The 25,841-nt window shown below is 62.1% G+C and carries 29 protein-coding genes; 20 read left to right on the forward strand and 9 right to left on the reverse strand.

Annotation, left to right across the window (positions count from 1 at the left end; all coding sequences use genetic code 11):
- The first annotated feature begins 2 nt into the window (after positions 1-2).
- The 4 genes from RXV90_RS05995 to RXV90_RS06010 all read left to right on the forward strand — a co-directional run bounded on the left by RXV90_RS05995 (position 3) and on the right by RXV90_RS06010 (position 2,114).
- A complete protein-coding gene (locus RXV90_RS05995; RefSeq protein ID WP_316647560.1) occupies positions 3-428 on the forward strand; it encodes a VOC family protein in 426 nt (141 codons plus the stop codon).
- A gap of 75 nt (positions 429-503) precedes the next feature.
- Positions 504-1,208, forward strand: coding sequence for a CoA transferase subunit A (locus RXV90_RS06000; protein WP_316647561.1), 705 nt, complete (start codon positions 504-506; stop codon positions 1,206-1,208).
- The gene (locus tag RXV90_RS06005; RefSeq protein ID WP_316647562.1) at positions 1,208-1,831 is read left to right on the forward strand and encodes a 3-oxoacid CoA-transferase subunit B; all 624 of its coding nucleotides are present in this window, start codon (positions 1,208-1,210) and stop codon (positions 1,829-1,831) included. Before RXV90_RS06000 ends, RXV90_RS06005 begins: the two co-directional genes overlap by 1 nt.
- On the forward strand, positions 1,824-2,114 hold the full coding sequence (locus RXV90_RS06010) for a GNAT family N-acetyltransferase (protein WP_316647564.1): 291 nt from the start codon (positions 1,824-1,826) through the stop codon (positions 2,112-2,114). The genes RXV90_RS06005 and RXV90_RS06010 overlap by 8 nt, the downstream gene beginning before the upstream one ends.
- Positions 2,115-2,238: 124 nt before the next feature.
- On the opposite strand, the gene RXV90_RS06015 is transcribed toward RXV90_RS06010, so the two are convergent.
- From RXV90_RS06015 to RXV90_RS06050, 8 genes are all read right to left on the reverse strand, one after another.
- Entirely contained in the window at positions 2,239-3,324 is a 1,086-nt protein-coding gene (locus RXV90_RS06015) for an ABC transporter ATP-binding protein (protein WP_316647565.1), read from the reverse strand.
- The gene (locus tag RXV90_RS06020) at positions 3,321-4,112 is read right to left on the reverse strand and encodes an ABC transporter permease (protein WP_316647566.1); all 792 of its coding nucleotides are present in this window, start codon (positions 4,110-4,112) and stop codon (positions 3,321-3,323) included. Before RXV90_RS06020 ends, RXV90_RS06015 begins: the two co-directional genes overlap by 4 nt.
- Entirely contained in the window at positions 4,109-5,092 is a 984-nt protein-coding gene (locus RXV90_RS06025) for an ABC transporter permease (protein ID WP_316647567.1), read from the reverse strand. Before RXV90_RS06025 ends, RXV90_RS06020 begins: the two co-directional genes overlap by 4 nt.
- 68 nt (positions 5,093-5,160) lie before the next feature.
- Positions 5,161-6,270: an ABC transporter substrate-binding protein gene (locus tag RXV90_RS06030; RefSeq protein WP_316647568.1), complete on the reverse strand. Its 1,110-nt coding sequence runs from the start codon at positions 6,268-6,270 to the stop codon at positions 5,161-5,163.
- A gap of 26 nt (positions 6,271-6,296) precedes the next feature.
- The gene (locus tag RXV90_RS06035) at positions 6,297-7,418 is read right to left on the reverse strand and encodes an NAD/NADP octopine/nopaline dehydrogenase family protein (protein WP_316647570.1); all 1,122 of its coding nucleotides are present in this window, start codon (positions 7,416-7,418) and stop codon (positions 6,297-6,299) included.
- Positions 7,419-7,472: 54 nt separating this feature from the next.
- Complete coding sequence (locus tag RXV90_RS06040; protein WP_316647571.1) at positions 7,473-8,063, reverse strand: peroxidase-related enzyme; 591 nt, start codon at positions 8,061-8,063, stop codon at positions 7,473-7,475.
- Positions 8,060-8,539 (reverse strand): hypothetical protein, encoded by a 480-nt coding sequence (locus tag RXV90_RS06045; RefSeq protein ID WP_316647572.1) that lies wholly within the window; start codon positions 8,537-8,539, stop codon positions 8,060-8,062. The genes RXV90_RS06040 and RXV90_RS06045 overlap by 4 nt, the downstream gene beginning before the upstream one ends.
- Entirely contained in the window at positions 8,536-10,002 is a 1,467-nt protein-coding gene (locus RXV90_RS06050) for an NAD(P)/FAD-dependent oxidoreductase (RefSeq protein ID WP_316647573.1), read from the reverse strand. Before RXV90_RS06050 ends, RXV90_RS06045 begins: the two co-directional genes overlap by 4 nt.
- A 439-nt stretch (positions 10,003-10,441) precedes the next feature.
- Between RXV90_RS06050 and RXV90_RS06055 the strand changes: the two genes are divergently transcribed.
- From RXV90_RS06055 to RXV90_RS06065, 3 genes are read left to right on the forward strand one after another with little or no spacing between them, the layout of a single operon-like run.
- Positions 10,442-11,422 carry a lysylphosphatidylglycerol synthase transmembrane domain-containing protein gene (locus RXV90_RS06055; RefSeq protein WP_316647575.1) on the forward strand — a complete coding sequence of 327 codons (981 nt, stop codon included), beginning with the start codon at positions 10,442-10,444 and terminating at the stop codon, positions 11,420-11,422.
- Positions 11,409-12,725, forward strand: coding sequence for an FAD-binding oxidoreductase (locus tag RXV90_RS06060; RefSeq protein ID WP_316647576.1), 1,317 nt, complete (start codon positions 11,409-11,411; stop codon positions 12,723-12,725). Before RXV90_RS06055 ends, RXV90_RS06060 begins: the two co-directional genes overlap by 14 nt.
- Positions 12,722-13,465: an SDR family NAD(P)-dependent oxidoreductase gene (locus RXV90_RS06065; protein WP_316647577.1), complete on the forward strand. Its 744-nt coding sequence runs from the start codon at positions 12,722-12,724 to the stop codon at positions 13,463-13,465. Before RXV90_RS06060 ends, RXV90_RS06065 begins: the two co-directional genes overlap by 4 nt.
- 90 nt (positions 13,466-13,555) lie before the next feature.
- Here the strand turns inward: RXV90_RS06065 and RXV90_RS06070 are convergent, their stop codons facing one another.
- Positions 13,556-14,467, reverse strand: coding sequence for a lytic transglycosylase domain-containing protein (locus RXV90_RS06070; protein ID WP_316647578.1), 912 nt, complete (start codon positions 14,465-14,467; stop codon positions 13,556-13,558).
- A 373-nt stretch (positions 14,468-14,840) separates the two neighbouring features.
- Here RXV90_RS06070 and RXV90_RS06075 point away from each other — a divergent pair, with 373 nt between their 5' ends.
- The 13 genes from RXV90_RS06075 (at position 14,841) to RXV90_RS06135 (ending at position 25,769) form a co-directional block, all read left to right on the forward strand.
- A complete protein-coding gene (locus tag RXV90_RS06075; RefSeq protein ID WP_316647579.1) occupies positions 14,841-15,032 on the forward strand; it encodes a Flp family type IVb pilin in 192 nt (63 codons plus the stop codon).
- Positions 15,033-15,109: 77 nt separating this feature from the next.
- Positions 15,110-15,301: a Flp family type IVb pilin gene (locus RXV90_RS06080; RefSeq protein ID WP_316647580.1), complete on the forward strand. Its 192-nt coding sequence runs from the start codon at positions 15,110-15,112 to the stop codon at positions 15,299-15,301.
- Positions 15,302-15,444: 143 nt separating this feature from the next.
- Positions 15,445-15,651: a Flp family type IVb pilin gene (locus tag RXV90_RS06085; RefSeq protein ID WP_316647581.1), complete on the forward strand. Its 207-nt coding sequence runs from the start codon at positions 15,445-15,447 to the stop codon at positions 15,649-15,651.
- 251 nt (positions 15,652-15,902) lie between these two features.
- A complete protein-coding gene (gene cpaB, locus RXV90_RS06090; protein ID WP_316647582.1) occupies positions 15,903-16,754 on the forward strand; it encodes a Flp pilus assembly protein CpaB in 852 nt (283 codons plus the stop codon).
- Between the two features lie 227 nt (positions 16,755-16,981).
- A complete protein-coding gene (locus RXV90_RS06095) occupies positions 16,982-18,409 on the forward strand; it encodes a type II and III secretion system protein family protein (protein ID WP_316647583.1) in 1,428 nt (475 codons plus the stop codon).
- A gap of 5 nt (positions 18,410-18,414) precedes the next feature.
- Positions 18,415-18,786 carry a hypothetical protein gene (locus RXV90_RS06100; protein WP_316647584.1) on the forward strand — a complete coding sequence of 124 codons (372 nt, stop codon included), beginning with the start codon at positions 18,415-18,417 and terminating at the stop codon, positions 18,784-18,786.
- Between the two features lie 213 nt (positions 18,787-18,999).
- The gene (locus RXV90_RS06105; protein WP_316647586.1) at positions 19,000-20,229 is read left to right on the forward strand and encodes an AAA family ATPase; all 1,230 of its coding nucleotides are present in this window, start codon (positions 19,000-19,002) and stop codon (positions 20,227-20,229) included.
- A 17-nt stretch (positions 20,230-20,246) separates the two neighbouring features.
- Complete coding sequence (locus RXV90_RS06110; protein ID WP_316647587.1) at positions 20,247-21,731, forward strand: CpaF family protein; 1,485 nt, start codon at positions 20,247-20,249, stop codon at positions 21,729-21,731.
- Between the two features lie 6 nt (positions 21,732-21,737).
- Positions 21,738-22,706 carry a type II secretion system F family protein gene (locus RXV90_RS06115; RefSeq protein ID WP_316647588.1) on the forward strand — a complete coding sequence of 323 codons (969 nt, stop codon included), beginning with the start codon at positions 21,738-21,740 and terminating at the stop codon, positions 22,704-22,706.
- Positions 22,707-22,710: 4 nt separating this feature from the next.
- Positions 22,711-23,709, forward strand: coding sequence for a type II secretion system F family protein (locus tag RXV90_RS06120; protein WP_316647589.1), 999 nt, complete (start codon positions 22,711-22,713; stop codon positions 23,707-23,709).
- Between the two features lie 8 nt (positions 23,710-23,717).
- Entirely contained in the window at positions 23,718-24,302 is a 585-nt protein-coding gene (locus RXV90_RS06125; RefSeq protein ID WP_316647590.1) for a tetratricopeptide repeat protein, read from the forward strand.
- 44 nt (positions 24,303-24,346) lie between these two features.
- Positions 24,347-25,207, forward strand: a complete 861-nt coding sequence (locus tag RXV90_RS06130) for a tetratricopeptide repeat protein (protein WP_316647591.1) — start codon at positions 24,347-24,349, stop codon at positions 25,205-25,207.
- A gap of 13 nt (positions 25,208-25,220) precedes the next feature.
- Complete coding sequence (locus tag RXV90_RS06135) at positions 25,221-25,769, forward strand: prepilin peptidase (RefSeq protein WP_316647592.1); 549 nt, start codon at positions 25,221-25,223, stop codon at positions 25,767-25,769.
- The last annotated feature ends 72 nt before the right edge of the window (positions 25,770-25,841 follow it).

The following is a 25,841-nucleotide window of genomic DNA, read 5'->3' on the forward strand; positions in this document are numbered from 1 at the left end:
AGATGAATCCGACCCAGTACTACCCCGTGATCATGACCGGCAACGTGGCCGGGACCGCCGCCTTCTATTGCCGGTATTTCGGGTTCCGCCCGATGTTCGAGGCGGAGTGGTACGTGCATCTGCAGATGGATGAGGTGCCGAGTGTGAACCTTGCAATCCTCGACGGGGCGCATGAGACGATTCCGGCGGAGGGGCGCGGGCGGGCGGCGGGGCTGATCCTGAACTTCGAGGTCGAGGATGTGGATGCGGTGCATGCGCGGCTGATGGCGGAAGGCTTGCCCGAATGCCTGCCCCTGAGAGACGAGGCATTTGGGCAGCGGCATTTCATCACGAAGGACCCCAACGGTGTCCTGATCGACGTGATCACGCCGATCCCTCCCGACGCGGCCTTTGCTGCGCAATATACCGAGGAAGCGCTTCTGACCTGAGTGCCGCGGCGCGGCGATTGACTTCCCCGTTGCCCTTCGCCACAACTCCGGCGACACCGGCAGCGGGGGTATTCCATGAAGAAAATATACGGTTCGGCCGACGAGGCGCTCGACGGCCTGTTGCATGACGGCATGCTGATCGCGGCAGGCGGCTTCGGCCTTTGCGGCATACCCGAGCTTCTGATCGACGCCATCGTGAAGAGCGGTGTGAAGGATCTGACGATCGCCTCGAACAATTGCGGGGTCGACGGGTTTGGGCTCGGCAAGCTTCTGGATACCAAGCAGATCAAGAAGATGATGTCGTCCTATGTCGGCGAGAACGACGAATTCATGCGGCAATACCTTTCAGGCGAGCTTGAGATCGAGTTCAATCCGCAAGGGACGCTTGCCGAACGGATGCGTGCGGGCGGTGCGGGGATCCCGGGTTTCTATACCAAGACCGGCGTCGGCACCGTCATCGCCGAGGGTAAGGAACACAAGGAGTTCGACGGCGAAACCTTTATCCTCGAACGAGGCATTTTCGCCGATATCTCGATCGTGAAGGCGTGGAAGGCCGATGACACCGGCAATGCGGTGTTCCGAAAGACCGCGCGCAACTTCAACCCGCCGGCGGCGATGTGCGGCAAGATCTGCATCATGGAAGTCGAGGAGATCGTGCCGCGCGGCAGCCTTGACCCCGACCATATCCACCTGCCCGGGATCTATGTGCACCGCCTGATCCAGGGCGAGCACGAAAAGCGTATCGAACAGCGCACCGTGCGCAAGCGGGAGGAAGCCTGATGCCCTGGGACCGTAACCAGATGGCCGCGCGGGCGGCTAAGGAACTCGATGACGGGATGTATGTGAACCTCGGCATCGGGATCCCGACGCTTGTGGCGAACTATGTCGGCGACAAGGACATCACCCTGCAATCCGAAAACGGAATGCTGGGCATGGGCCCCTTCCCCTTTGAAGGCGACGAAGACCCCGATCTGATCAACGCCGGCAAGCAGACGATCACGGAACTGGCACGCACCGCTTATTTCGACAGCGCCACCTCCTTCGGGATGATCCGGGGCGGCAAGATCGCCGCCGCGATCCTGGGCGCGATGGAAGTGAGCGAGAAGGGCGACCTGGCGAACTGGATGATCCCCGGCAAGCTCGTGAAGGGTATGGGCGGCGCGATGGATCTGGTGGCCGGCGTCGGCCGCGTGATCGTGGTGATGGATCACCAGAACAAGCGCGGCGAGTCGAAAGTGCTTAAGGAGTGTACGCTGCCCTTGACGGGCAAGGCCGTGGTCGACCTCATCATCACGAACCTCGGCGTGCTCGAGGTGGGGCACAAGGGGCTTCACATCCTGGAATGCGCGCCCGGCGTGACGCCCGACGACATCCGCGCGGCCACCGAGGCCACGATTGTCTGAATTCGAGATCCTGCGCGAGGTCGACGGATCGAAGGGACGCTATGTCATTCGCCGGGGCGGCGAAGAGGCGGAGCTGACCTATTCGATCCTCTCGCCCCAGAAGGTGATCGCCGATCACACGGGTGTGCCGGACGCCTTCAAGGGCACCGGCATGGGCCGGGCGCTGGTACGGCGGCTTGTTGAGGATGCTCGGGCCGAGGGGTTCGAGATCGTGCCGCTTTGTCCTTACGTGAATGCGGAGCGGAGGCGGAATCCCGACTGGGCGGATGCGTTTGATGTGTGAGGCGACACCGATGGGATCTGCGGTTCGTGCCGCCAGGCCAGTGATCGTCACTCCCGGGCTGGCGCTGTTCAGGCCTTAAGATACCTGGGCGGCCAGCAGCCTTCCGGTGCACATGATCATTTTTTCAGTCGCGTAAGACGGCCATGCTTTCGGCGTCCCATCCAATCCAGACCGGCGCATCGCCAACAGCGTTGCCGGTCGCTGTGTCGACATACGCTTTCAGCGTCGCACCCGCCGCCTGTTCGACGAGAAGATCCATCATCATGCGGCTTCCGAGAAAGGTTTTCCCGACAACCCGGGCCTGAATGGCGTTCGCTGTTTCGGGTTTCTCGCGATGCAATCCCACTCTTTCCAATCGGATCGAGGCGGTCGCCATTCCATCCGGATGCGGGTCGTCCGGTCGCCGGTGCCCGCGAAGGGCCGCGCCGTACCAGTCGATCAAGACCTCTTCTCCATCCTGGCCTTTCACCTCACCCGAGATCAGGTTCGTCTCTCCCACGAATTGCGCGACGAATCGATTGGCGGGATGGTAGTAAAGCTCTTCCGGCGTGCCGTCCTGTTCGACGGATCCGGCATTCATGACCACGATGCGGTCAGACATGGTCAGCGCCTCGTCCTGGTCGTGGGTCACGAAGACGAATGTCTTGTCGGTGCGCCTCTGGATCGATTTCAACTCCTGCTGGACCTGGCCGCGAAGCTTTGCATCGAGCGCACCAAGCGGCTCGTCCAGCAAGAGCAACGCGGGATCGGGGGCCAGTGCCCGCGCCAGGGCGACGCGCTGACGCTGACCGCCGGACAACTGGCCGGGATAGCGATCGCCGTAGTCTGACAGCTCCAGAAACGCCATCAATTCGTCCAGCCGTGCATCGATCGCCGGGCGCCCCATCCCCTTCAGCTCCAGCCCGAAGGCCATATTCTGGCGCACGGTCATGTGCGGGAAAAGCGCGTAATCCTGGAACACCATGTTCACGTTTCGCCGGTCGGGTGGAAGACGTGTGACATCCGCGCCTTCCAGCAGAATGCGACCGGTGTCGGGCCGTTCGAACCCGCCCATGATGCGGAGCGTCGTTGATTTGCCGCAACCCGACGGACCAAGGAAGGTCACGAATTCGCCCTCGGCGATGTCGAGGTTCAGTTCCCGGAGCGCGACCGCGCTGCCGAAGGTTTTCTTGATCCCGTCGACACGGACGATCGGAGTGTCCCTGCTCATCGATCAGCTCCCCTGTTCAAGCGGCGCATATAGCGTTCAGCCCAGATCCCGAGCACGGCCGTCAGGACCAGGGCCACGGTGGCTATTGCGTTGATTTCCGGTGACATGCCCGAGCGCAGCTTGGCGAAGATGAGCACCGGCAATGTCGGTTCATAGCTGCCGAGGAAAAACGATCGTACGAAATCGTCGAAGCTGAGGAGAAGACAGAAGATGCTTGCGCCCATGATGGCCGGCGTCAGATAGGGCAGCGTGATCCTGAGGAAGGCGATCAGCGGGTCGGCGCCCAGATCGCGCGCCGCCTCGATCTGGCTCTTTGGCAGGGTCGACAGCCGCGCCATCACCACGAGTACCACGAAAGGCACGTTGTGAACGGCGTGTGACCAGATGATCGCAAACATGCCCGGTTCGATGCCGAGCAGCCGGGCATAGATGCGGAACGCGATGGCCGAGATGATCCCGGGCACGAGCGCGGGCAGGATGGCTAGGCCAAAGATCACCGCCTTGCCCCAGAACGTCCGCCCTTCCAACAGGACGGCGATCCAGAGGCCGACGGCAATCGAGATCAGCGTCGAGAGGACGGCAATGGCGATAGAATAGCCGAAGACCGAAAGGACCTCTGCATCCTCGAAGACGCCCAGATACCACTCGAGCGTCCATGACTTTATCGGGAAACCGATGAACTTCGAGTCCTTGAAGCCCATCAGAACCATCAGGAACAGGGGTACGAAAACATAAAGGACGAAGGCCCAGTATATGCAGGACAGAAAGATGCGCGTGCTGCGGGTCAACGGGTGTCCCCTTTCCTGAGCATATGCATCAGCCGCTGGAAGATGGCCGAGATCGCGAGAGCCGCCAGGAACATGATCGTGGCGAAGGCAGCGCCGGTCGGCCATTCGTCACCCGCGACATGGAAGAAGCCCGCGATCGTCTCGGCGAAGACCGTTGTCGAGGGACCGCCAAGCAGGACCGGGGTAGCATAGAACCCCGTCGAGATCAGGAACACCAGAGTGCATCCAGAAGAGATCCCTTCAAGCGTAAGCGGCAACGTCACGCGGCGGAACCGCGTCCAGGCACCTGCCCCAAGATCTGCCGCTGCCTCCCAGTAGCTTCGCGGCAGCTTCTCAAGCGCCGAGTAGAGCGGCAGCAGCATGTAAAGCGCTGTCAGATAGACGATGCCCACACCCATGGAGAAGCTCGTGTACATGAACGGGATCGGCCGATCGATCAGGCCCAGCCACCTGAGGGCAAGATTGACTGCCCCGGTGTTGCCCAGAAGGATCATGATCGCATAGGTCCGCACGATTTCGCCGACCCAGAACGGAACAAGCAGCAGCAGCAGCAACAGAAGCTGGTTTTGACGGCGGACATGCCGGGCCAGGAAGTAGGCCACCGGATAGGTGATGATAAGCGTCGCAAGCGTGAACGTGCCGGCGAAGATCAAGGTTCGGAAGAATGGCATCCAGAAGATCTTGTCGCCGAAGAAGCGCGCGTAATGCTCCAGCGTGAAGTGGCTCTGGGCATCCCGGGCGACCGGGTAGGCATCGGTCAGGCTGACGCGAAGCATCTGAAGCATCGGCCCAAGGTGCTGCGTCAGGATCCAGAGGACGGGCAGCGCCGCAAGAAGCAGGAACTGCCGGCGCGGAGAGGCATAGACCAGCGTGAAAAAGGCCTTGTATGGCCCCCACCGCACCAGGCGGCCCCAGAAGGTGGCGCGACCTTCGTCAAACGCTCCGTGCTGTTCAGGCACGGATGCGACCTCTGAGTTCATGGCGTTCCCCTTGCCGGTCGGTCAGGAAGGCCCGCCCCCCGTGAAGGGGGCGGGGTATACGTGCAGGCTCAGGCGGCCTTCACGGCTTCGACCGCGGGATCGACGAGCCTGTATTTCATCTCGTTCGCCTCGGCGCGGAAGAACTGAAGATTGGCCAGTTGTTCCTCCGGGAAGGACGTCGATCTCTTCTCCAGATCGGTCAGATAGTTCGACGCGTCCTTGTACGTCGAGATGAAGCCCGACGCCTTCGTCATCGACGCGCCGATCTCGGGCGATGCCAGCAGCGCATCCAGAAGTTTGTAGGCGCTGTCGGCATTCGGCGCATTGTTCGCGATATTCAGCGTGTAGACAAAGCCGTAGGAACCTTCCTGCGGGATCGACATGCCGAGCGGGAACCCGTCATTGATCAGCGCGGCGGCCGGACCGTTCCAGGAATGGCCCAGCACAATGTCCTGGTTGATGAACATCTGCTGCACTTCCGCACCACTGTCGTAGTACTTGCGGACGAGCGGCTTCTTCTCGATCAGGAAATTCTTCGCTTCCTCGACGATCGCCGCGGCCTTATCGGGGTCGTCCATATAGGCCACCATGTTGCCATCATAGCCCATCATCAGCATCACGATCGACATCATATCCTGGATGATATAGGCGGTCTGTCCGCTGTATTTCTCGCTGAACAGCGTATCCCAGGTCTGCGCCTCTTCCTCGGATACGTATTCCGTGTTGTACGACAACACCTCCATGCCCGAGAGGATCGGAGCGCCCCACTTGTTGCCGTTGATCGTGGCCCAGTCGCTTTCCGAGAAGGTGGGGTTGATGTTGCCCCAGTTGGACAGGCGATCGGTATCCATGGGCGCCAGCAATTCGCTGTCGATGAACTGCAGGAACCGATGCCCGGCGACGGTCACGATATCCACTGTCGGGTTCGGCGCCTCGGCGGCCAGAAGGTTGAACTGCTTGCCCTGATCGTCGACGAGGCGGACGTTCACCTTGATGCCGGTCTCTGCCTCGAACTGTTCCTTGAAGGCATCGGGCACGAACTGGTTGTAGGTCCAGACATTCACTTCCCCGCTGCCTTGCGCGTGGCTGCGGCGCAGATAGGCCGGGCTGGCCAATGCGGCCGCACCAAGCGCGGTGCTGCCGAGGAACCGGCGGCGGTCCATTATCAGTTTCGTCATTTCGAACTCCCTCTTCAGTTGATTGGTTATTGATCCGCAAGGGCGGTTTCGCCCCCCCGGTTGGTCAGAAGGCCGGTTTTCGCAGCCTCCTTCAGGCCTTCGAGCGAGTGGCCCGACAGGTCGATGGCATCCAAAAGCGCGTTCTCTGCCATGAAATCGCGCCCGTACATCGCAGAGAAGATGCGAATCCCCGCCGCGTGCAAGACTGCCGGGCGTCCGACCATACGGCCGAGCGCGGCAGTCAGCGCCAGACCGTACGGGACATCCTCTGTCACATAGCGGCTGTCGGCAGTCGCGGGGCCTGTGCCGCCGTTCCCTTCTGCGTGCATCTGCTGGTTCATTTCGGAAATAGAGGCGACCGGCACATGAAAGGACAGATGAAAATGTTCAAAAATCGTCCGCACCTTCAGGCCCAGAGCATCGGCGATTGCCAGACGTTCAGCATCCAGCGCCTCCAGCAGACGTCCCACATTCGGCGTGACGTTCTGTCCCTGGCTCCAGTCTTCGCCGCGCTCCATCCGGGTCATGTTGCCAAGCGCGATCCCCATGTGGTTCTGGGGGTTGAGGTTCGACAGCGAGATCGCAAGCAAACCATCGCGCGGCTGGAAACGGTCGCCGAACAGGCGTTGACAAAGCTTCAGCCCCTCGTCCGAATACACGTCCGGCACAGTGCAGAGGTCGATCAACTTGCGCACCGTGTTCACCCGCACGTGTGTTGCCGACTGCTTCCGCCCGGTCACGGCCGTCGTGCCCCAGGCGGTGACCGGGGCCGTAATCCCGCGCGCCGCAAGCTGTTCGCCAAGATAGATCGCGCCAAGCGAGGCGTGGGAAGAAATGATCACATGCTGGCCGTCGCGGATATGTGGGGCCAGCGCATCCATCACTGCCTTGTGGCCATAGGCGGGCAGCGCAATGAGAATGTGTTCGTTTTCTTCGGCGAGTTGCCGGGCTGACCCGGCAATGCGTGGCGTCAGCTCGGCTTCGATCGCGCCTTCAGCCGTCAGTGCAGCGCCCTCCGCCAGAGCAGCAGTGCCCGTGCCCGACGGCGACCAGAGCATCGGGTCATGCCCGTTGCCGCTTAAAAGCGCCGCGGTTCCGAAGGCGATCGAGCCGGCGCCCGCAATGCCGATCTGTAGCCGGTCTTCCATCAGGTTCTTCCCCTCTCGGATGGTATGAGACGCAAAGTTGGCGGCGCCGTCAAATCATGCCTCTGCTTCATCGGGGCGAACGGGGTCACCAAGGACATGCATTAGGCGGTTTGCCCATCCGAAAAGCGCGGTCGACAGGATCAAGTCCAAGATCTCCGCTTCGTCGAGACCGGCCTTGCGCAGTGCCTGCATCTCCTCCGCTCCGGCCGCCGGTGGGGCCTCGGACAGCGCCAAGGCGAAATCGAAGATCGCCCTGTCGCGGTCTGTCAGCTTGGCGTCACGGCCATTGCGGAACATCCGATCTGTCACCTCGGTGCTTTTTTCCAGCTTCGCGTGGCGGTCGGCATGAACTGCGGCACAATAGATGCAGTGGTTCACCATCGAGGCGCCGATCGCCCCGATCTCGCGCTCGGCCCGGCTCATGCCGCCTTCGTCGTACATGATCGCGTTGAAAAGGGGCGAACGGACCTTGAGCGATTCTACGTCATGGGCCAGCGTCAGCACATAATCGGACACCTTGGTGTTCGACGGCGTCACGCTGAGTGCATCGAGCTGCGCCTCGCTGGCCTCCTCCAGCTTCACGGGCATGACGCGCGGACGCCACTGGGGCACCCGGCGGCTGAACTTCCGAACCACCTGGCTCATGACGCATCCCCCGCCATCAGCCGCAGCCCGGCGACCACCCGAAGCTGATAGGCAAGGAAGGCATTCAGTTCGCAAAGCCGCACGATATCCGCATCCGCGATACCTGCATCCTGAAGCGCGGCTATATCCTCTGCCGTAACGTCTCGCGTATTGGCGGCGACCTTGTCCATGAAGGCAATGACCGGGCCCAAGCCCAGCGCCATGCCGTCCTCTGCGGGATTGGCCAACCCGGCGAATTCGCCCGCCGCCGATTCGTGGTGCCGAGCGACTTCGGCGTTTCCGTTCAGCGTGGCGATCCGCGCGGCCAAGGCGGCGCGCAGGGAATGCGGCCAAGACCCGGCGTCTTGGGGCAGAAGAACCGCAGCTTCCGCCGCCGCCGTCATCTCGAAGATATTCGACCGGTGTGCGACCGCGGCAGCCACGGGGCCATTTCCGTCGATACCGGCGGCGGCCAGCATGGTATCTGTAGCGCTCATGCCACCCGCCCCGCTTCGTCCGATGTCTCAAGCTCCGTCGCCGTCCACTCGCTGCCGTCGAGTTCCGGCTTGGCGTAATCGATCATGCCTTTCCAATGCGCCTCGACGTCTTCGGCATAAAGCGTCGATGCAAGCGCGCGGGTCAGCCATTCCGCCCCCTCGGAAACACCTGGGATATCGCCGCTGACCTTGCCGAGGCTCGCCGAGGCCCCGTAGTTGAAGCAATATACGTTCTTGAGCCACGGCGCGGTGCCCGGCACCTTTTCGCGGAAACTGAAATCGGGGTTGAGATAGGGAAACCGCCCGAGATCGGCCGATTGTTCGTCCTTTGGCGGGGTATAGACATCCTGCCAGTTCTGGATATCGCCCGCCGCTTCGCCGAACTCCACGCGCGACAGCGGATTGATCGTGAAACCGGTTCCTAGGATGATGAAGTCCGTCAGGTAGGACGTGCCATCGGCAAATCTCACCCGCACGGCGCCGTCTTCCTCGGTCGTGGACGTCACCGCCTTGCCGAAGTGGAAATAGGCATTGTCATGCCGGCTTACACGCAGCGTCGAACCATGGGGTGCCGGCGTCTGGGTGGCGAACGAATATTGCATGAAGCGCCACCGCCACTCGTCGGACAGATCCGCAAAGCCCGCGGTGAAGCCGAAGCTTCCGATCCCCATCATCTTGTTAATCGTCGGCATGTCTTTGCGGCGGATCAGGTGGCGCACCTCGGCTGCGCCATGCTCCAGCGCCTCCGCGGCGTTGTCGACTGCCGAAGCGCCGATCCCGACCACGGCCACGCGCTTACCTCTGAGTGCGCCGAAATCGATCTCGTCCGCGCTATGCGCCCAATACCTGCGGGGCAGGCGGTCGACGAAGCCCGGAATGTTCTGCTCGCCGGTGCCGTCGCGGCCCGTGGCTAAAACCAGTTTCCGGGTCAGCGCCGTGCCGCTTGTCGCCCCCGAAAGCCGCAATCGCAACAGATCGCCCTCGGGCTCAACCAGATCAACGGAAACACCGTTTTCGACCGGGATGCTCAGAGCTTTCCGATACCAGCGCAGGTAATCCATCCACATTGGCCGCGGAATCTTATCCAGAGCCTCCCATGCCACGCTCCCGAACTGTGCCCGGAACCAGGCCTGAAAGGTCAGCGGACCCTGGCGATAACAGGGCCCGGTGAGTTCCTTGGGCGACCGCAAGGTTTCCATCCGCGCATATGTCAGCCAGGGCCCCTCCAGGCCTTCGGGGCTGCGGTCCAGCACACGGGTGTTCAGCACCCCGCCCATTCTGAGGGCAAACCACGCCAGCATTCCACACATGCCGGCGCCGATGATCGTCACGTCGGTAACGCCCGCGCGGCGCGGCACCCAATCCTTGCCGGGATAGGAGAGAAAACGCAGATCCTCCTTCAGTCGGGCATCGAGCGCGGGCAATCCGCAGGCGTCGATCGGAGAATTCTGGGTATTGGTCATGTCTCGTCTTGTCCTTTGTATTCCGGCACAGGTGCCTGCCTGTGGAACAAGGGCCTTGAATGTCGCGGCGCTGACTCGACCCTGAACCGCTCTCCGCCGTGCAATCTGGGTCTATTGAGACCTGATTGTCCACCGGACGAATGGGTTAGGCCGAATGGCTTTGGTCATCGTTGATGGAATCGAGTATGCGATTTTGCCGCTGAGATCCGCTTGCCGCCCCGCGAGAGGGATGATGCGCCCGAACTGAATGTCGTGTGTCGGCCTGAAACCGCCTGTGGAATCCAGGCCACCAAAGCGCGCGCACCGCATCGCCACCCACCATCCCCCAAAGCCTCGCCCTTCTGACACCAATCTTCCAAGATCGGCGCGACTGTTTCATAATACTGCCCGAATTCCCCGGTAGCGCGGGGCACGCATGATAACGAGCAGTTCACCCCCTATGCCCCTGCCCCCGCGCGAGAGGACGGACCGGCGTGACCTTTGGGTCCTCGGCGGCCTTTTCGTTCTGATGATCGCGGGGCTGGCCGGGCTGGCCGCGGCAACGGGCTGGGCGGAGACGCTCGAGGAGATCGGCAAGCTAACCGCGTGGCAGGTCGTTGGGCTGCTTGCCTTGAGCCTTGTGAACTATCTCTTCCGCGGGATGCGCTGGCATCTTTTTGCAATGCGGCTCGGCCTGCCCACGGGCTTTATACAGGATTTGCGCCATTTCATCGGCGGGTTCGCGATGTCGGCCACGCCAGGCCGTGTGGGCGAACTGGTGCGAATGCGGTGGATCCGGCGCGAGACGGGATGGAGCTTCGAGCGCACCGCCCCCCTCGTTCTGGTCGACCGGGCGTCGGATCTTGTGGCGATGGCCCTGATCCTCGCCCTTGCCCTTGCGCTTTCGGCAGGGGAAATCGCCGGGGCGATGCCGATTGTGATCCTGGCCCTCGGCACCGCCTGGATCGCGACCCACCCGAGCCTCCTGGCAGCCTTTGCCTTGCGGAGTTACCGGATGACCGGGCGACTGCCACGGATCTGGGCACGGGTGCGGGCGGCATCCCGCTCGCTTGCCGCTTTCCGGGGGCCCTGGACGATCGGATTCGCCGCGGTTCTTGGCACGATTGGCTGGATGGCGGAAGGCTATGCCTTTCATCTGCTTCTGGTGTGGATGGGATCGGATATCGGGCTCTGGACGGCCGTGGCGATCTTCATATTCTCCGCTCTTGCGGGCGGGCTGACCGGGGCGCCGGGCGGTGTGGGCGGCGCGGAAGCGGCGATGATCGCACTTCTGACGCTCGAAGGCGTGCCGTTGTCGGTTTCGGTGCCGGCGACGTTGATCATCCGGGTCACGACGCTGTGGTTCGCGATCCTGCTCGGGCTTCTGGTTTTCCCTTTGGCGGAGCGGCAATCGATGAGAGGGGCCCATGGCGCGGCTTAGAGAACTGGAACTCACCGGCTGGGGCCGGACGATCAGGGCGACCGCAGAGGTGGCGAGGCCCGAGCGCAGGAGCGCGCTTGAGGCACTGATGGCCGAGGCCCCTGCCCCGGCGATGGGACGCCTCAGATCCTACGGAGACGCGGCCCTGAACGATGGCGGCCTGGCGGTGGATATGACGCGGCTCGACCGGATGCTGGGGCTCGACGAAGACACCGGCATCCTGACGGTCGAGGCTGGTGCACGGATCGGAGAGATCAATGCGCATCTGGCCCCGCGCGGGTGGCTTGTGCCGGTGATGCCGGGCACGGGGTTCGCCACTGTGGGCGGCGCGATCGCGATGGATGTGCATGGCAAGAACCATCACGGCGCCGGGGCCTTCGGGCAGCATGTGACGCGGATGACGCTTCTGACGCCGGCGAATGGCGCGATCGAGGTGACGCCGGAGACGGGCGCAGTGTTCCGCGCCACGCTGGGCGGGCTCGGCCAGACCGGGATCATCGCGGAGGCCGCGATCCGGCTCAAGCGCGCCAAGGGCGAGGTGATGATGGTCACCGAGCGCCGGGTGGCGGATTGGGACGAACATCTTGCGCTTCTGGATGCGTCGGAGGCCACCTATACCGTGGGCTGGATCGACGCGACGGCGACGGGCGCCGCCCTGGGACGGGGCATCCTTGAAGAGGCCGAGACAGGCGCGGGCCTCGTACCACCGGCCAAGCGCGGGAAACGGGTGCCTCTGGATGCCCCGGCTTTCGCGCTGTCGCCCGGTGTCGTGAAGACCTTCAACGCCGCCTATTGGCGCCGCGTGCCGGTTCGGGGCCGTACCGTGGTGAAGCCCATCGAGGATTTCTTCTTTCCGCTCGACAAGCTTCACGACTGGAACCGGCTTTACGGCAAGGCGGGGTTTCACCAGTTTCAATGCGTCGTTCCGCTCGAGGCAGCCGGTCAGTTGCGCGAGATGCTGGTGGCGGTTGCGAAATCGGCCATGGCCTCCCCCCTTGCTGTCCTGAAGCGCATGGGGCCGGGGCGCGCGGGCATGATGTCCTTCCCGATGGAAGGCTATACGCTTGCGGTCGATCTGCACGCCGCGCATCGGCCCGGCGCGCTTGTTCAGCGACTGGAAGCGATGGCGCGGGACGCGGGCGGGCGAATCTACCTCGCCAAGGATTCGCTCGGACAAGGAGAATCGGTGCGCGCGATGTATCCCGAATGGCAGGACTGGGCGGAAGAGGTGGCGCGCCATGACCCGGAAGGGCGCATGGCGACGGATCTGGTGCGACGGCTTGGTTTGAGGGATCTGACATGAGCGGAACAGGCGGAACCTGGCTGATCCTGGGCGCATCCTCGGCAATGGCGCGCGCACTGACGCGCAAGGTGGCCGAGGCTGGCGCGGCGGTCTTCGTGGCCGGACGCGACGCGGCCGACCTGGAGGCGATTGCCGGCGACTGCAGGCTTCGCGGTGCTGCGGAGGCAGCGGCGCTTGCCTTTGATGCCCGCGACCCGAGCGGTTACGAGGCGATCCGCCGGACGCTCGAGGGGCGGGAGGGCCCGCTCAATATCGCCGTCTTCGTGGGCTCGATGCCGCCGCAGGAGGAGATCGACGCCGACCCCTTGCTGATCGAAGGGGTGATCGCCGACAGTTTCGCCGGCCCCGCGACGCTTCTGACGCTGCTTGCGCCGCTTGTGGAAGCCTCGGGCGGAACCGTCGTGGGCGTCGGATCGGTGGCGGGCGACCGGGGCCGGATCGGCAACTATGTCTACGGTGCCGCGAAGGCGGGGTTTCACACCTATATGTCGGGGCTGAGAAACCGGCTGACCCGCGCGGGCGCCCACGCGGTGACGGTAAAGCCCGGCTTCGTCGATACGGCGATGACCTGGGGCCTGCCGGGACTGTTCCTGGTCGCGCCGCCCGAGAAGGTGGCCGATGACATCCTTTCGGCCGTCCGGAAGCGGCGCGACGTGATCTATACGCCGTTCTTCTGGCGCTACATCATGCTGATCATCCGCTCTGTGCCGGAGCGGATCTTCAAGAAGCTGTCGGTCTGAGCCGAATTTCAATGTAGGTGGGGGCGCTGCCCCCATCGCCCGTTCCGGGCGATTCCCCCGGAGTATTTCCGCCAAAATGAAGGGGCGGGTCTAGCCGCCGATGAAGACGCAGCCGTCGGAAATGAATTGCGGCGGGGTTGCGCAGAGCCCGGAAGCCACTCGCCAGGCCGCCAGAACCTTGGGCACATAGGCGCGGGTTTCGGCATAAGGCGGCACGCCACCATGCTTGTGCACCGCGCCCTCGCCCGCGTTGTAGCCAGCGAGGATCAGAAGAGGATCCTGCCCGAACTCGCTCATCAGCCAATCGAGATAGGCGACGCCCCCGCGTATATTTTCCGAGGGCACTTGCCAGTTCTTGACGCCGAAACGCTGCGCGGTGGCCGGCATAAGCTGCATCAGCCCCTGTGCGCCCGCATGGCTGATCGCCTCCACCTGGCCGGCGGATTCGACCGAGATGATTGCGGCGACGAGGGCCGGAGACACCCGCGTGCCGACCGTGTGGCGCAGGATATCGCGCCCGTAGAGATCGGTGATGCGGCGCATGTCCTGCAGACGCGGCCCTGTAGGCGCGCCCAGCGTGGCGATCGCAGAGACGGCGGTGTCAAGGCGCGCGGGCCCCGCATCCTGGATCGAGGGTGAAACAGCCGTCCAGAAAGCCGCATAGATATCGTCAAGCCCATCGATCCGCTCGACCTCGCGGGAGCGGCGTTCTTCCTCGGTGACGGGCGGTGGCGACAGCGCCCAGATATCAACGGCGGGGTCGATCTGTACGGTGATGCGCTTGCCAGGCGTGATGCTGCCCACGCCGATGCGCTTAGGCTCAACCCCGGGTTCGCGGGGTGGCTCGTAGGGCGCGTCGGGCGCGACCACCGTTTCGGTGGCCGCTGTGGCCTCCGCAGCCTCGGGTGCTCCGGCATCCAACGGCTCCGCCTGTGCGGCGGCGGTGAATAGGGTTGCAATCAAGACGACCGCGGTGCGGTGTGCCTGTGGATTCATGGGCATCTTTGGCCTCTGATCTGCTCTGCGAAGAAAATGCCAGTTTTTTCCGGCAATCGCGAGCGAAATTCTTCCGCCCAATTCGGGCAGTCTTTGGCGATTGCACAGAGTTTGGAGAACAATCCTTCAAGGGAGGTGATATTATCCCAGCTTCAGGACAGCTCGATCATATGTAAGTCTATAAAAATCAATGACTTAAGATTTTTCTTCTTCGGAATCCGTCATTCCGTAAAACGTACGATCCCGGTCAAACTCTCGCCTAAATTCGGGGGCCATATGCCCTCCATGCCAAGGCGGCAGTGGGTTTATGAGGATTGCCCGAGAATAGCTGACGCCAGGGTGGAGTGAAACTGAGCGTAGACGGAAACGGAGACGAGACATGGAATTCTTCAAAATCACCAAGCGGTTCAAGGACGACGAAGACGGCGCAGTCACGGTTGACTGGGTTGTGCTGACGGCGGCTATCGTGGGCCTTGGCGTTGCGGTTATTGGTTCGGTTCGCACCGCGACCACGACCCTCGGCGACAAGATTTCGACGGCGATCGACGCCCAGGAAGTCGGCGGCGCGTAAGCGTCGTGTAGAGCGCGGCGCTTCCTTCGGGGGCGCCGTTCAATACCAGCGGAAACATCCGCACAAGGAGACGAAGTATGGAATTCTTCAAGATCACCAAGCGTTTCAAGAATGACGAAGACGGCGCGGTCACGGTTGACTGGGTTGTGCTGACGGCAGCGATCGTCGGCCTGGGCGTTGCGGTTATCGCGTCGGTTCGCACGGCGACCACGACCCTCGGCGACAAGATTTCGACTGCGGTTGAATCGCAGACTGTCGACGGCGCCTGATGGGCGACCGGTCGGGCGACCGGGACAAAAACAAATAGGGGCCGCGCCAAGATTGGTGACGGCCCCTTTTTATCACGGAGCGGCACAGTCGGGTGTGCCAGAGATTTTCGGGCCAAAGGCCTGGCAATTCGGGAGAAGACCCAATGTACGATCGCTTGAAAGAGTTCTTTCGCAACGAAGACGGCGCCATCACGGTCGATTGGGTCGTGCTGACGGCAGGGGCCTGCTTCTTCGGGGTCGTCATCGTCGGATCGATCCAGAGCGCGGTGACCGACAAATCCGAAGGCATCGGCGCCGACGTCATCCAGACCGGAACCGCAGCCCTGGAGTATGGCACGGGCGGTGGCTGACCCCCGGACCAATCGGGATCAGTCGCAATTCAGCATACCCGCACGCAAGTGACCGCAGCACCCGCAAGTGCAGCGGTTTTTTGCGTTTGAATGGCCCGGGGAAGACCTGCGATTTTCTGCAAACTCCCACCAGATATCCGCTTTCTGTCCACGCTCTCGCCACAATTGACCTGTCAATGTCGACCTTGAATGCGTGTGTCGGTTGGGGGGCTCTGCCACCGGACCGCGGTTAGGACTTGAAAGGAAACGTCATGCGTTTGGTGTTTATGTTCGTCCTTCTCCTCGGGTTGGGACTTGCTGGTTTTGCGGTCTACATGGCCCAGGATTACATTGCCCAGAACGAGGCGGCACTTGCCAAGGAACGGGCGGCCCGGGCGCAGATCGTGCCCACGACCGAAGTGATCGTGACAAAGGAATCGATCCGCTACGGCGACCGGCTTTCGAAGGAAGATGTGCGTAAGGTGCGCTGGCCAATCGACGGTGTGCCGGAAGGCGCCTACACCGATTTGGCCGCGCTCTTCCCCGAAGGCCAGCCGCCGCGAACCGTGTTGCGCGCGATGGAACCCGGCGAGGCGATCCTTGCAGTGAAGGTGACAGAACCTGGCCAGGATGCCGGCGTCGGATCGAAGCTTGCACCGGGCATGCGTGCCTTCGCGCTTCGGGTCGACGTGGCCTCGGGTGTGTCGGGCTTCCTGCGCCCCGGTGACCGCGTCGATGTCTACTGGACAGGATCGAACATCGAGGAAAGCGGCGGAACCCGCGAATTCACCAAGCTGATCCAGGCGAACATCAAGCTGATCGCCGTCGACCAGTCGGCCGATGAGGACAAGAACAACCCCACCGTCGCACGGACCGTGACCATCGAGGCCACGCCGGTTCAGGTGGCTTCGCTGGCCCAGGCCCAGGCAACCGGGCGTCTTCAGCTGTCGCTTGTCGGTGCGCAGGATGAGAATGTCGCCGGAGAAATCCGGGTCGACCAGGGCACACTTCTTGGTATCGAGGAGGAAGTTGTGGTCGTGAAGGAGAAGGAACGCGTCTGCACCGTGAAGAACCGCAAGGGCGGGGAAGTGGTGGAAGTTCGCGTCGACTGCCCGACCAACTGATTGTTCGAAAACGACAAGCACGGGGGCCCGACCGAGGGCCCCTTATGCTTTATGTAGGGGTGGTGTAGCCATCGTACCCCTACTTGTTCGTTTGTGTTGCGACTTATCCACATGAGGCGCAGCGCGGAATTGTTTGATTATTGCAAAAAATCGACCCCTCACGCATTCTGCGGGCAGTCACGGGCGCTTAGACCCGAAATCGAGGCGTGATCGGAAAGGCAGGTCACATGAACATCGACAGATTCCTGAAGGCGGCCCTATTGGGGTTCGCCATTGTAACCACAAGTGTACCAGTGGCAGAGGCCCAGACCCTTCGCGTTCTTCGGGGCGAAGCGTCAAGTACTCTGAATGTAGCGATCAACCGCGCGGTCGTGGTTGAGGCGGAGGAGCCCTTCGCCGAACTTTCGATCGCCAACCCGGGCATCGCGGATATTTCCACGCTGTCCGACCGCACCATTTACGTTCTCGGCCGCGCGCCGGGCCGTACGACCCTTACTCTTCTGGGTCCCGAAGGTAACCTGATCGCGAACGTCGAAGTCGCGGTTGCACCGGACGTGGCCGAATTCAAAGAGCGGCTGCGCCAGATCCTTCCTGGTGAAGGCATCGAAGTTCGCACGGCGAATGACGGCATCGTTCTTTCGGGCGTCGTCAGCTCGATCGTGAAGCTCGACCGCGCCCTCGACCTTGCCGAGCGCTATGCTCCGGGCCGGGTTTCGAACCTCATGGTCGTCGGCGGCACCCAGCAGGTGCAGCTGAAGGTCCGGTTTGTCGAGATGCAGCGTTCTGTGTCGAAAGGCCTGAACGGTGCCCTGACCGGCGGCGATGTCGGGACGGAATCGGCCGGTGACTTTGCTCTCGGTAACTCCAACATCGTTCCCGGTACCGCCATCGGCAGCCCGGGCGGCACGGAGTTCCAGCTTGCCACCCCGGCAAACAGCGGCGGTCAGCTCAACATCGCCTTCCAGATCGGTGGCATGCAGCTTGGCATCCTGCTGGAAGCCCTTGAAGCGAAGCGGCTTGTGCGCACGCTCAGCGAACCGAACCTCGTGGCCCTCTCCGGCCAGCAGGCGACGTTCCTGGCCGGTGGTGAATATCCGATCCCGGTGTCCGACGGCGACGGCGGCACACAGATCGAATTCCGGCCCTTCGGTGTTCAGCTGACCTTCATCCCGCGGGTGACGGACGGCGACAACATCAACCTTCAGCTGACTGCGGCAGTAAGTTCGATCGATCCGACCATCACGGTTGGTTCGGGCGTCACGACCGTCAACGCCTTCCGCAAGCGGGAAACGCAGACCACGGTCGAGATGCGCGACGGGCAGAGCTTTGCCATCGCGGGTCTTCTGGAAGACGACTTCCAGGATGCCGTGTCGCAGACGCCCTGGCTGGGGGATATCCCAGTTCTCGGCGCTCTGTTCCGCTCGGCTGAATACCAGCGGGAGCAGTCCGAACTGGTCGTGATCATCACGCCGCACCTGGTTAGCCCCACGCGGGGTGAGGCCCTGGCGCTGCCGACCGATCGTGTCCGGTTGCCCACAGAAAGCGAGCTGTTCCTCATGGGCAGCACAGTTGGTGGTATCTCGCCCCATTCGGGTGCAGCCGCCGAAGTCGCAAAACAGGACTTCTCCGGGTCCTTCGGCTACGTGATGGAGTAAGAAAGATGACCACTCCTTTGAAACTCGTTCTCGTGGCCACAGCCACACTCGGAGCCGCCGGCTGCGCCTATGAAGCAGGGTCGCAGATCGATAACGGAACCTTCGGCAATGCGACGATGCACAATATGCTGGCCCAGATGTGTAAGGGCCAGGGCAGCGGCGTCAAAGGTGCCAAGAGCGGTGTCGTGACCGATCCGGTCGTGATGCTGGATCCGGCAAGCACCCCGTCGCGTCCGATCTATCGCGTGCATTGCGATGGTCAGCTGAACGGCAAATACGCTCAGGTGATCTTCCGCGAATACATCGGCAGCGCCGTCCCGGCGCCGCAGAACGCCACCGTTGCGACGCAGACCGCAGCAGACGCGGCAAGCGAGTAAAAGCTTATCGAGTTCGTCGCTAGAAACCGAATAATTACGGTTTTTTAGCCTCAATGTCGCCAATATTGGCGGTCAGCTTTGAACCAGGTAGCGGGGGCGCGATTTACCGATCGCGCCCCCGGACGCTGGAAGCAGACCGCGGTTGGGTGACGCGATGAGGCGCAACAATCGCATCTAAGGCCAGCGTCCGCTAGGTGAAGGACGGTAGGCAAGATGACGAGCACCGCAGCAGTGCAGGCAGAACCCTCCCCGATCGTGGCATGCACGATCAGTCGGGACGTTCAGAATTTCGATCTTCTCATCGAGGACATGGAGGCCGAGCTTGGGGAAAGCTGGGGCGATCTGTCCTTTGAGGACGCAGCAGTCTTCCTAACCCAGGATGATTCGAGCGGCCTTGAGTTCGTCGCCGTGGCGATCGACGAGGAAGACGAGGACGATGTCGACCGCGTGGCCGAAATCATCGGCCTCGCCAAATCCAAGGGCATCAAGGTTCTCGTAATCGCCGAGGATGTGAGCCCCATCGCGCTGCACCAGCTTCTCAAGCTCGGAGCGGAAGAGTTCGTCCCCTACCCTCTTCCCGACGGCGCGCTGCACGACGCAATCGAACGGATGCGTACGCGGATGGCGATGCCGGAAGCGGGTAGCGTAAAGGCAGGCGGCGACAAAGACGGCGTCGTGCTTCCCGTCCACGGCCTTGCCGGCGGATGCGGATCGACCACGTTCGCGGTGAACCTCGCCTGGGAACTTGCGACGATTGATGTCGCCGATCCCCCGAAGGTCTGCCTGCTTGATTTCGATCTGCAGTTCGGCTCGGCCTCGACCTACCTCGACCTGCCGCGCCGGGAAGCCGTCTATGAACTGCTTCAGGACACGAGCGTCATCGACGCCGAGGTCTTCCTTCAGGCCATGCTTCCGTTCAACGAGAAGCTTTCGGTGCTGACCGCTCCGACGGAAATGCTGCCGCTCGATATCCTCAGCCAGGAGGATGTGGCCCGGTTGATCGAATTCGCTCGCACGAACTTCGACTACGTGATCATCGACATGCCGTCGACCGTCGTCGCCTGGACGGAAACGGTGCTGCACGCCGCACATGTCTACTTCACGCTTCTCGAACTCGACATGCGTTCCGCCCAGAATACCCTGCGCCTGATCCGCGCGCTGAAGGGCGAAGAACTGCCGGTCGAGAAACTGCGCTACATTCTGAACCGGGCGCCGAAGTTCACCGACCTGACCGGCAAGAGCCGCGTCAAGCGGATGGGCGAAAGCCTCGACATCACCATCGAGGTTCAGATCCCCGATGGCGGGCGCGCGGTAACCGAAGCGGGCGATCACGGCCTGCCCCTGTCGGAGACCGCCGGGAAGAACCCGGTTCGTAAAGAAATTCAGAAACTTGCCAAGTCGGTTCACGAACTGAACCGGTCTGAGGCCGCTGCGGCCGGCTGATCGAAAGGGGAGCGACGATGTTTTCCAAGTACAAGAAGGGTGGCGGATCGCCGAACGCCGGCAATCCGAAACTGAAACCGATCGACGGGGGGGCGGCAGAGGCCGAGGCCCCCGCGGGCGCTGCCAACGTTCCGGCAACCCAGGCAAAACCGGCGGTGATGCGCAAGCCTTCCGCCGCGCAGACCGTTGTTCCGGCCCAGGCCGCCGCAGCGGACAAGGAGCGCAAACGGAAGGAGCGTCTTTCCGAACTAAAGCTCGAGCTTCACAAGGCGCTTCTGGAAAACCTGAACCTCAGTGCCCTCGAATCCGCAACGGAACAGGATCTGCGGGCCGAGATCATCGCGATCTCGGGCGAGGCACTCGAAGAGATGGGCGTCGTCCTCAACCGCGAGGAACGCGCGGCACTGAACCAGGATCTCTATGACGAAGTGACGGGGCTCGGGCCCCTTGAGCCGCTTCTGAAGGACGACACGGTCAACGATATTCTGGTGAACGGCCCCCAGCAGGTCTTCGTTGAACGGGCGGGTAAGCTCGAACTGACGGATACGACCTTCAAGGACGAGCGCCACCTTCTGAGAATCATCGACAAGATCGTGTCGGCCGTTGGCCGGCGTGTCGACGAATCGAACCCTTACGTTGACGCCCGTCTTGCCGATGGCTCGCGTTTCAACGCAATGGTGCCGCCGATCGCGGTGGACGGTTCCCTCGTCTCCATTCGTAAGTTCAAGAAGGAAAAGCTCGCGGTCGACGACCTCGTGAAGTTCGGTGCCTTCACCGAAGAGATGGCGGCATATCTGCAGGCCGCGGTGGCCACGCGCCTCAATATCATCGTTTCGGGTGGTACGGGTTCGGGTAAGACGACCACGCTTAACGCGCTGTCGTCCTTTATCGACAACTCCGAACGGATCCTGACAATCGAGGATACCGCGGAACTTCAGCTTCAGCAGACCCATGTGGGCCGGATGGAAAGCCGCCCCGCGAACGTGGAAGGCAAGGGTGCGGTCAGCCAGCGCGACTGTCTGAGAAACGCGCTGCGGATGCGTCCTGACCGGATCATCGTCGGCGAAACGCGGGGCGAGGAAGTGATCGACATGCTGCAGGCCATGAACACCGGCCACGACGGCTCGATGACGACGATCCACGCCAACAGCGCCCGGGACGGTGTGAGCCGTCTGGAAAACATGATCGCGATGGCCGGGATCGAGATGCCGATCAAGGCCGTCCGCTCCCAGATCGCTTCCGCTGTGAACCTCATCGTGCAGGCCTCGCGTCTGCAGGACGGTTCGCGCCGGATGGTATCGATCACGGAGGTGACCGGTATGGAAGGCGAGGTGATCTCGATGCAGGAGATCTTCCGCTACCAGCGCGTCGGCCTGACGCCGGACAACAAGATAATCGGTCATTTCACGGCGACCGGTATTCGCAGCCACTATTCGGAGCGTTTCCGGATGTGGGGTTACGATCTGCCGCCGTCGATCTTCGAACCCTTCGCTGCGGAGTAAGCGAACATGGAAATCAGTGCGGCCCCGGTCATCTATGGCCTGATCTTCGTCGCTGTCCTCGTTATGGTCGAGGGCATCTATCTGATGGTGTTCGGGAAATCGATCAGCCTGAACAACCGCGTGAATCGCCGCCTCGAGATGCTCGAGAAGGGGGCGGGACGCGAGCAGGTGCTGGAACAGCTTCGCAAGGAGATGAGCCAGCACATGAAATCGCGGTCGATCCCGATCTATGCGATTCTGGCCGACAAGGCGCAGAAGGCGAACATCGCCTTCACGCCCCAGCAGCTCATTCTCGTGATGATGCTTCTGGCCGCCGTGTCCTTCGTCGCGCTCACATTCGGAACCTCGGCCTCGCTGCCAATCCGTATCGTGGTGGCGCTAGTGATGGGCGTGGGTGGCGTGTTCGTATGGGTGAACAACAAGGCCAAGAAGCGCCTGGCCCTGATCGAGGAACAGCTTCCCGACGGTGTCGAACTCATGGTCCGCAGCCTGCGGGTCGGACACCCATTTTCTTCGGCCCTGCAGATCGTGGCGCGGGAAGTACCCGATCCGCTGGGGTCGGAAATGGGCGTGATTTCGGACGAGGCCGCCTATGGCCGGGATGTGGCCGAGGCGCTGAAGGCCATGGCCGAACGCATCGACATGCAGGATTTGCGCTTCCTTGCGGTGGCCGTGACCATCCAGCAGCAGTCGGGTGGTAACCTCGCCGAGATTCTGCACGGTCTCGCCCAGGTTATCCGCGCCCGCTTCAAGCTTTTCCGCCGCGTGAAGGCGATCACCGCCGAAGCGAAATGGTCGGGCATGTTCCTGTCGATCTTCCCGATCGGTGCACTGATCATGATCAACGTGATCGAGCCGAACTATTACGACGACGTGAAGCAGACCGCCTATTTCATTCCGGCCTGCTTCGTGGTCGCCGGCTTCCTGATTGCCAACATCTTCGTGATGCGGGCACTCGTGAACATCAAGGTGTGAACCGATGGAACAGTTTCAGGCACTCAATACCTACCTGACCGAAAACTTCGGTCCATTCGGCATGCTTCTGGTGGTCGGCATCCTCGGGATGTTCCTGATCCTTCTGACGCTGCCGGTGCTTCTGAGGAAGCAGGAGGATCCCCTCGACAAGCTGCGCGAAGCGTCGAAGGGCCGCCAGACGACGACCATCGTCGACGGCAAGAAGCAGAAGCTGCGCGCCGGCGGGAAGAACGACAAGCTGGAGAAGTATTCGACGTTCCTCGAGCCGAAGGACGAAGAGGAATACTCCGCGATCCGCCTCAAGCTGATGCAGGCAGGATACCGTTCGAAGAACGCGGTCCGGACCTATCACTTCCTTCAGTTCATCCTCGGGATCGGTTTCCTGATTCTCGGGGCGCTATACGCGATCCTGAAAAGCGCTACGGGCGAGCCGTCGATGACGCATCTGCTGCTCTACGTCTTGGGGCCGGGCATCGTGGGTTACATGCTGCCGAAATACTGGGTCACCAAGCGCCAGCAGGAGCGTCAGGAAGAGATCACCAACGGGTTCCCGGATTCGCTCGATCTCATGCTCGTCTGCGTCGAGGCCGGCCAGTCGCTTGACCAGGCAATCCAGAGGGTTTCGAAAGAGATCCGCGCCGGTTACCCCTCGCTTGCCGACGAATACGAAATCGTGGGCCACGAGATGAAAGCCGGTAAGGACAAATCGAGCGTTCTGCGCGATATGTCCGAGCGGGCGGGTGTGACCGATGTGGCGTCGTTCGTGACCGTGCTGATCCAGTCGGCCACGTTCGGTACGTCGATTTCCGACGCGCTACGCGTCTATGCCTCGGAAATGCGGGACAAGCGCGTGATGCGGGCCGAGGAAGCGGCCAACAAATTGCCGACGAAGATGACACTGGCTACGATGATGTTGACGGTGCCGCCGCTTCTGATCATCCTGATCGGGCCTTCGATCTACGAGATTGCGAAGACGTTGAATACGGCGAACTTCGGTTTGTAAGGGAAAACATGCCACAGAACCGGATCGGGCTTGTCCCCAGCCTGGTTGCCTTGATGGCCATGGCCGCCTGCGATGCAGGCGGCCTTCGCGCGCCCGGCGACAGCCCGTTCGCGCCCGGCGTATCTTCCCGTGCCGCGTCCGAGTCGGTCGACGGCCTGATCGTCGGCCACAACCTGATGGCGGCGGGAGAATACGAACTCGCGCTCAGGGCCTATTACAGGGCCGCCGCACAGCGTGGGAATGTGGATGCCGATATCCTGTCGGCCGTTGGATCGGCGCAGCTGAAGCTTGGGCGGCTCGGACAGGCGGAAGACACGTTGCGAAAAGCCGTCGAAGCCGATGAAAATTTCGTTCCGGCATGGAACAATCTGGGCGTCGTGCTCATGGAACGGGGGCAGTACGGGGAAGCCTCGCTTATGTTCAAGCGGGCCTTCGCGCTCGATGGTGGCACAAGCGACGATATTCAGGCAAATCTGACCTTAGCCCTCGCAAAACTGCAAAATCCGGCGTATGTTGAGCCAGATCGCAGCGGACCTGCCCTGGTTCGGCGCGGTGCGGGCGAATATCTGCTTCTCACCGCTCCTGATCCCTAGAAGGCGGGCCGCTCGGCAGAGCGGTGAAAAGGAACAGGCATTTCATGCACAGAATATCATTGACCGCGTTTTGCGTTGCCAGTGCGTTTGCGCTGACGGCCTGCGCACCCCCGAACCCCCAGGCCGACGTGGAACGGGCGCTTGCGACCGTGAACGCCCTCGATGAGAACAACATGTCGGACCTGATGCTGAACTCGGCCGACCCGAAAGAGGCGGTGCGTTATTTCCGCCGCTCACTGGCTCAGGATCCGGACCGCCCGGATTTCAAGCGCGGCCTCGGGATCAGCCTTCTGCGTTCCGGCGCCCCGACCGAGGCAGTTGCCGTTCTGTCGAACCTCGTCGCCTCGCCCGACGCGACGAACGAGGATCGCGTGTTCCTCGCCGATGCCCTTATTCGCGCAGGCAAGTGGGACGAAGCGGAACAGATCCTCGACACGATCCCGCCGACCTACGAAACCTTCCAGCGCTATCGGCTTGAAGCGATGGTCGCGGATTCGAACAAGCAGTGGTCGGACTCCGACAGTTTCTATGAAACCGCCCTCGGCATGACGACGAAACCGTCGTCGGTTCTGAACAACTGGGGCTATTCGAAGCTGAGCCGCGGAGATTTCCTGGAGGCCGAACGGCTTTTCGGCGAGGCTCTTGTCTATTCGCCTGACCTCTTCACCGCCAAGAACAACCTTGTTCTGGCCCGCGGCGCACAGCGGAAGTACGAGCTTCCCGTCGTGCCAATGACGCAGACAGAGCGTGCGCAGCTTTTGCACACGCTGGGCCTGTCGGCGATCAAGCAGGGCGATGTGGCGATCGGCAAAGGGCTCTTGCGCGACGCGCTGGAAACCCATCCCCAGTATTTCGAGGCTGCAGCACGGAGCCTCGAGGCGCTGGAAGCCAACGTAGCGAACTGATCCGACCTGACGCATGGAAAGTGATGTACTGACGGCCACGACCCCCGAGGTTCGCATGGCCGTCAGTCAATTGTCGGCCATCGTCTTCCTGATCCCGGCCCTGCCGATCGCGATCTGGGTTGCGTGGAGCGATATGCGACACATGAAGATCCCGAACCAGGCGGTTGTTGCGCTGTTCGTGACCTTCGCCGTTCTCGGTCTCTTCGTTCTGCCGCTTGAAACTTATGGCTGGCGCTGGGTGCAGGCGATCGGGGTTCTGGCGGTCGGGTTCGTGATGAATATGATCCGTGCGCTGGGTGCAGGGGACGCGAAGTTCGCGGCCGCCATGGCCGCCATGATCGCAGCGGGCGACGCGACGGTGCTGTTCATGCTTTTCGCTGCGGTCCTTTTGGCAAGCTTTGCGACACACCGCCTGTTCCGGGCAGTGCCCGCCGTGCGGAACGGCTTTTCGGAATGGAAGAGCTGGACCCACCCTAAGTTTCCCATGGGCCTCGCGCTGAGCGGCGCGCTTATCCTCTACCTGGTGCTTGGAGCCGTCTTCGGCGCTGATCCACGCACCTAAAGCATCCGACTGAAAACCTGAATCGCGGGGATTCCTGTTGGAGCTGATTTGTGATTCATCCTGTCTGGGAGG

The organism is Ovoidimarina sediminis (assembly GCF_032586175.1).
GTDB lineage: Bacteria > Pseudomonadota > Alphaproteobacteria > Rhodobacterales > Rhodobacteraceae > Ovoidimarina > Ovoidimarina sediminis.

What these genes read in the sequence shown, in the direction of transcription:
- RXV90_RS05995 (WP_316647560.1), top strand. Translation starts at nt 3, where the DNA reads ATGAATCCGACCCAGTACTACCCCGTGATCATGACCGGCAACGTGGCC.
- RXV90_RS06000 (WP_316647561.1), top strand. Translation starts at nt 504, where the DNA reads ATGAAGAAAATATACGGTTCGGCCGACGAGGCGCTCGACGGCCTGTTG.
- RXV90_RS06005 (WP_316647562.1), top strand. Translation starts at nt 1,208, where the DNA reads ATGCCCTGGGACCGTAACCAGATGGCCGCGCGGGCGGCTAAGGAACTC.
- RXV90_RS06015 (WP_316647565.1), bottom strand. Translation starts at nt 3,324, where the DNA reads ATGAGCAGGGACACTCCGATCGTCCGTGTCGACGGGATCAAGAAAACC.
- RXV90_RS06025 (WP_316647567.1), bottom strand. Translation starts at nt 5,092, where the DNA reads ATGAACTCAGAGGTCGCATCCGTGCCTGAACAGCACGGAGCGTTTGAC.
- RXV90_RS06030 (WP_316647568.1), bottom strand. Translation starts at nt 6,270, where the DNA reads ATGACGAAACTGATAATGGACCGCCGCCGGTTCCTCGGCAGCACCGCG.
- RXV90_RS06035 (WP_316647570.1), bottom strand. Translation starts at nt 7,418, where the DNA reads ATGGAAGACCGGCTACAGATCGGCATTGCGGGCGCCGGCTCGATCGCC.
- RXV90_RS06040 (WP_316647571.1), bottom strand. Translation starts at nt 8,063, where the DNA reads ATGAGCCAGGTGGTTCGGAAGTTCAGCCGCCGGGTGCCCCAGTGGCGT.
- RXV90_RS06045 (WP_316647572.1), bottom strand. Translation starts at nt 8,539, where the DNA reads ATGAGCGCTACAGATACCATGCTGGCCGCCGCCGGTATCGACGGAAAT.
- RXV90_RS06050 (WP_316647573.1), bottom strand. Translation starts at nt 10,002, where the DNA reads ATGACCAATACCCAGAATTCTCCGATCGACGCCTGCGGATTGCCCGCG.
- RXV90_RS06055 (WP_316647575.1), top strand. Translation starts at nt 10,442, where the DNA reads ATGCCCCTGCCCCCGCGCGAGAGGACGGACCGGCGTGACCTTTGGGTC.
- RXV90_RS06060 (WP_316647576.1), top strand. Translation starts at nt 11,409, where the DNA reads ATGGCGCGGCTTAGAGAACTGGAACTCACCGGCTGGGGCCGGACGATC.
- RXV90_RS06065 (WP_316647577.1), top strand. Translation starts at nt 12,722, where the DNA reads ATGAGCGGAACAGGCGGAACCTGGCTGATCCTGGGCGCATCCTCGGCA.
- RXV90_RS06070 (WP_316647578.1), bottom strand. Translation starts at nt 14,467, where the DNA reads ATGCCCATGAATCCACAGGCACACCGCACCGCGGTCGTCTTGATTGCA.
- RXV90_RS06075 (WP_316647579.1), top strand. Translation starts at nt 14,841, where the DNA reads ATGGAATTCTTCAAAATCACCAAGCGGTTCAAGGACGACGAAGACGGC.
- RXV90_RS06080 (WP_316647580.1), top strand. Translation starts at nt 15,110, where the DNA reads ATGGAATTCTTCAAGATCACCAAGCGTTTCAAGAATGACGAAGACGGC.
- RXV90_RS06085 (WP_316647581.1), top strand. Translation starts at nt 15,445, where the DNA reads ATGTACGATCGCTTGAAAGAGTTCTTTCGCAACGAAGACGGCGCCATC.
- cpaB (WP_316647582.1), top strand. Translation starts at nt 15,903, where the DNA reads ATGCGTTTGGTGTTTATGTTCGTCCTTCTCCTCGGGTTGGGACTTGCT.
- RXV90_RS06095 (WP_316647583.1), top strand. Translation starts at nt 16,982, where the DNA reads ATGAACATCGACAGATTCCTGAAGGCGGCCCTATTGGGGTTCGCCATT.
- RXV90_RS06100 (WP_316647584.1), top strand. Translation starts at nt 18,415, where the DNA reads ATGACCACTCCTTTGAAACTCGTTCTCGTGGCCACAGCCACACTCGGA.
- RXV90_RS06105 (WP_316647586.1), top strand. Translation starts at nt 19,000, where the DNA reads ATGACGAGCACCGCAGCAGTGCAGGCAGAACCCTCCCCGATCGTGGCA.
- RXV90_RS06110 (WP_316647587.1), top strand. Translation starts at nt 20,247, where the DNA reads ATGTTTTCCAAGTACAAGAAGGGTGGCGGATCGCCGAACGCCGGCAAT.
- RXV90_RS06115 (WP_316647588.1), top strand. Translation starts at nt 21,738, where the DNA reads ATGGAAATCAGTGCGGCCCCGGTCATCTATGGCCTGATCTTCGTCGCT.
- RXV90_RS06120 (WP_316647589.1), top strand. Translation starts at nt 22,711, where the DNA reads ATGGAACAGTTTCAGGCACTCAATACCTACCTGACCGAAAACTTCGGT.
- RXV90_RS06125 (WP_316647590.1), top strand. Translation starts at nt 23,718, where the DNA reads ATGCCACAGAACCGGATCGGGCTTGTCCCCAGCCTGGTTGCCTTGATG.
- RXV90_RS06130 (WP_316647591.1), top strand. Translation starts at nt 24,347, where the DNA reads ATGCACAGAATATCATTGACCGCGTTTTGCGTTGCCAGTGCGTTTGCG.
- RXV90_RS06135 (WP_316647592.1), top strand. Translation starts at nt 25,221, where the DNA reads ATGGAAAGTGATGTACTGACGGCCACGACCCCCGAGGTTCGCATGGCC.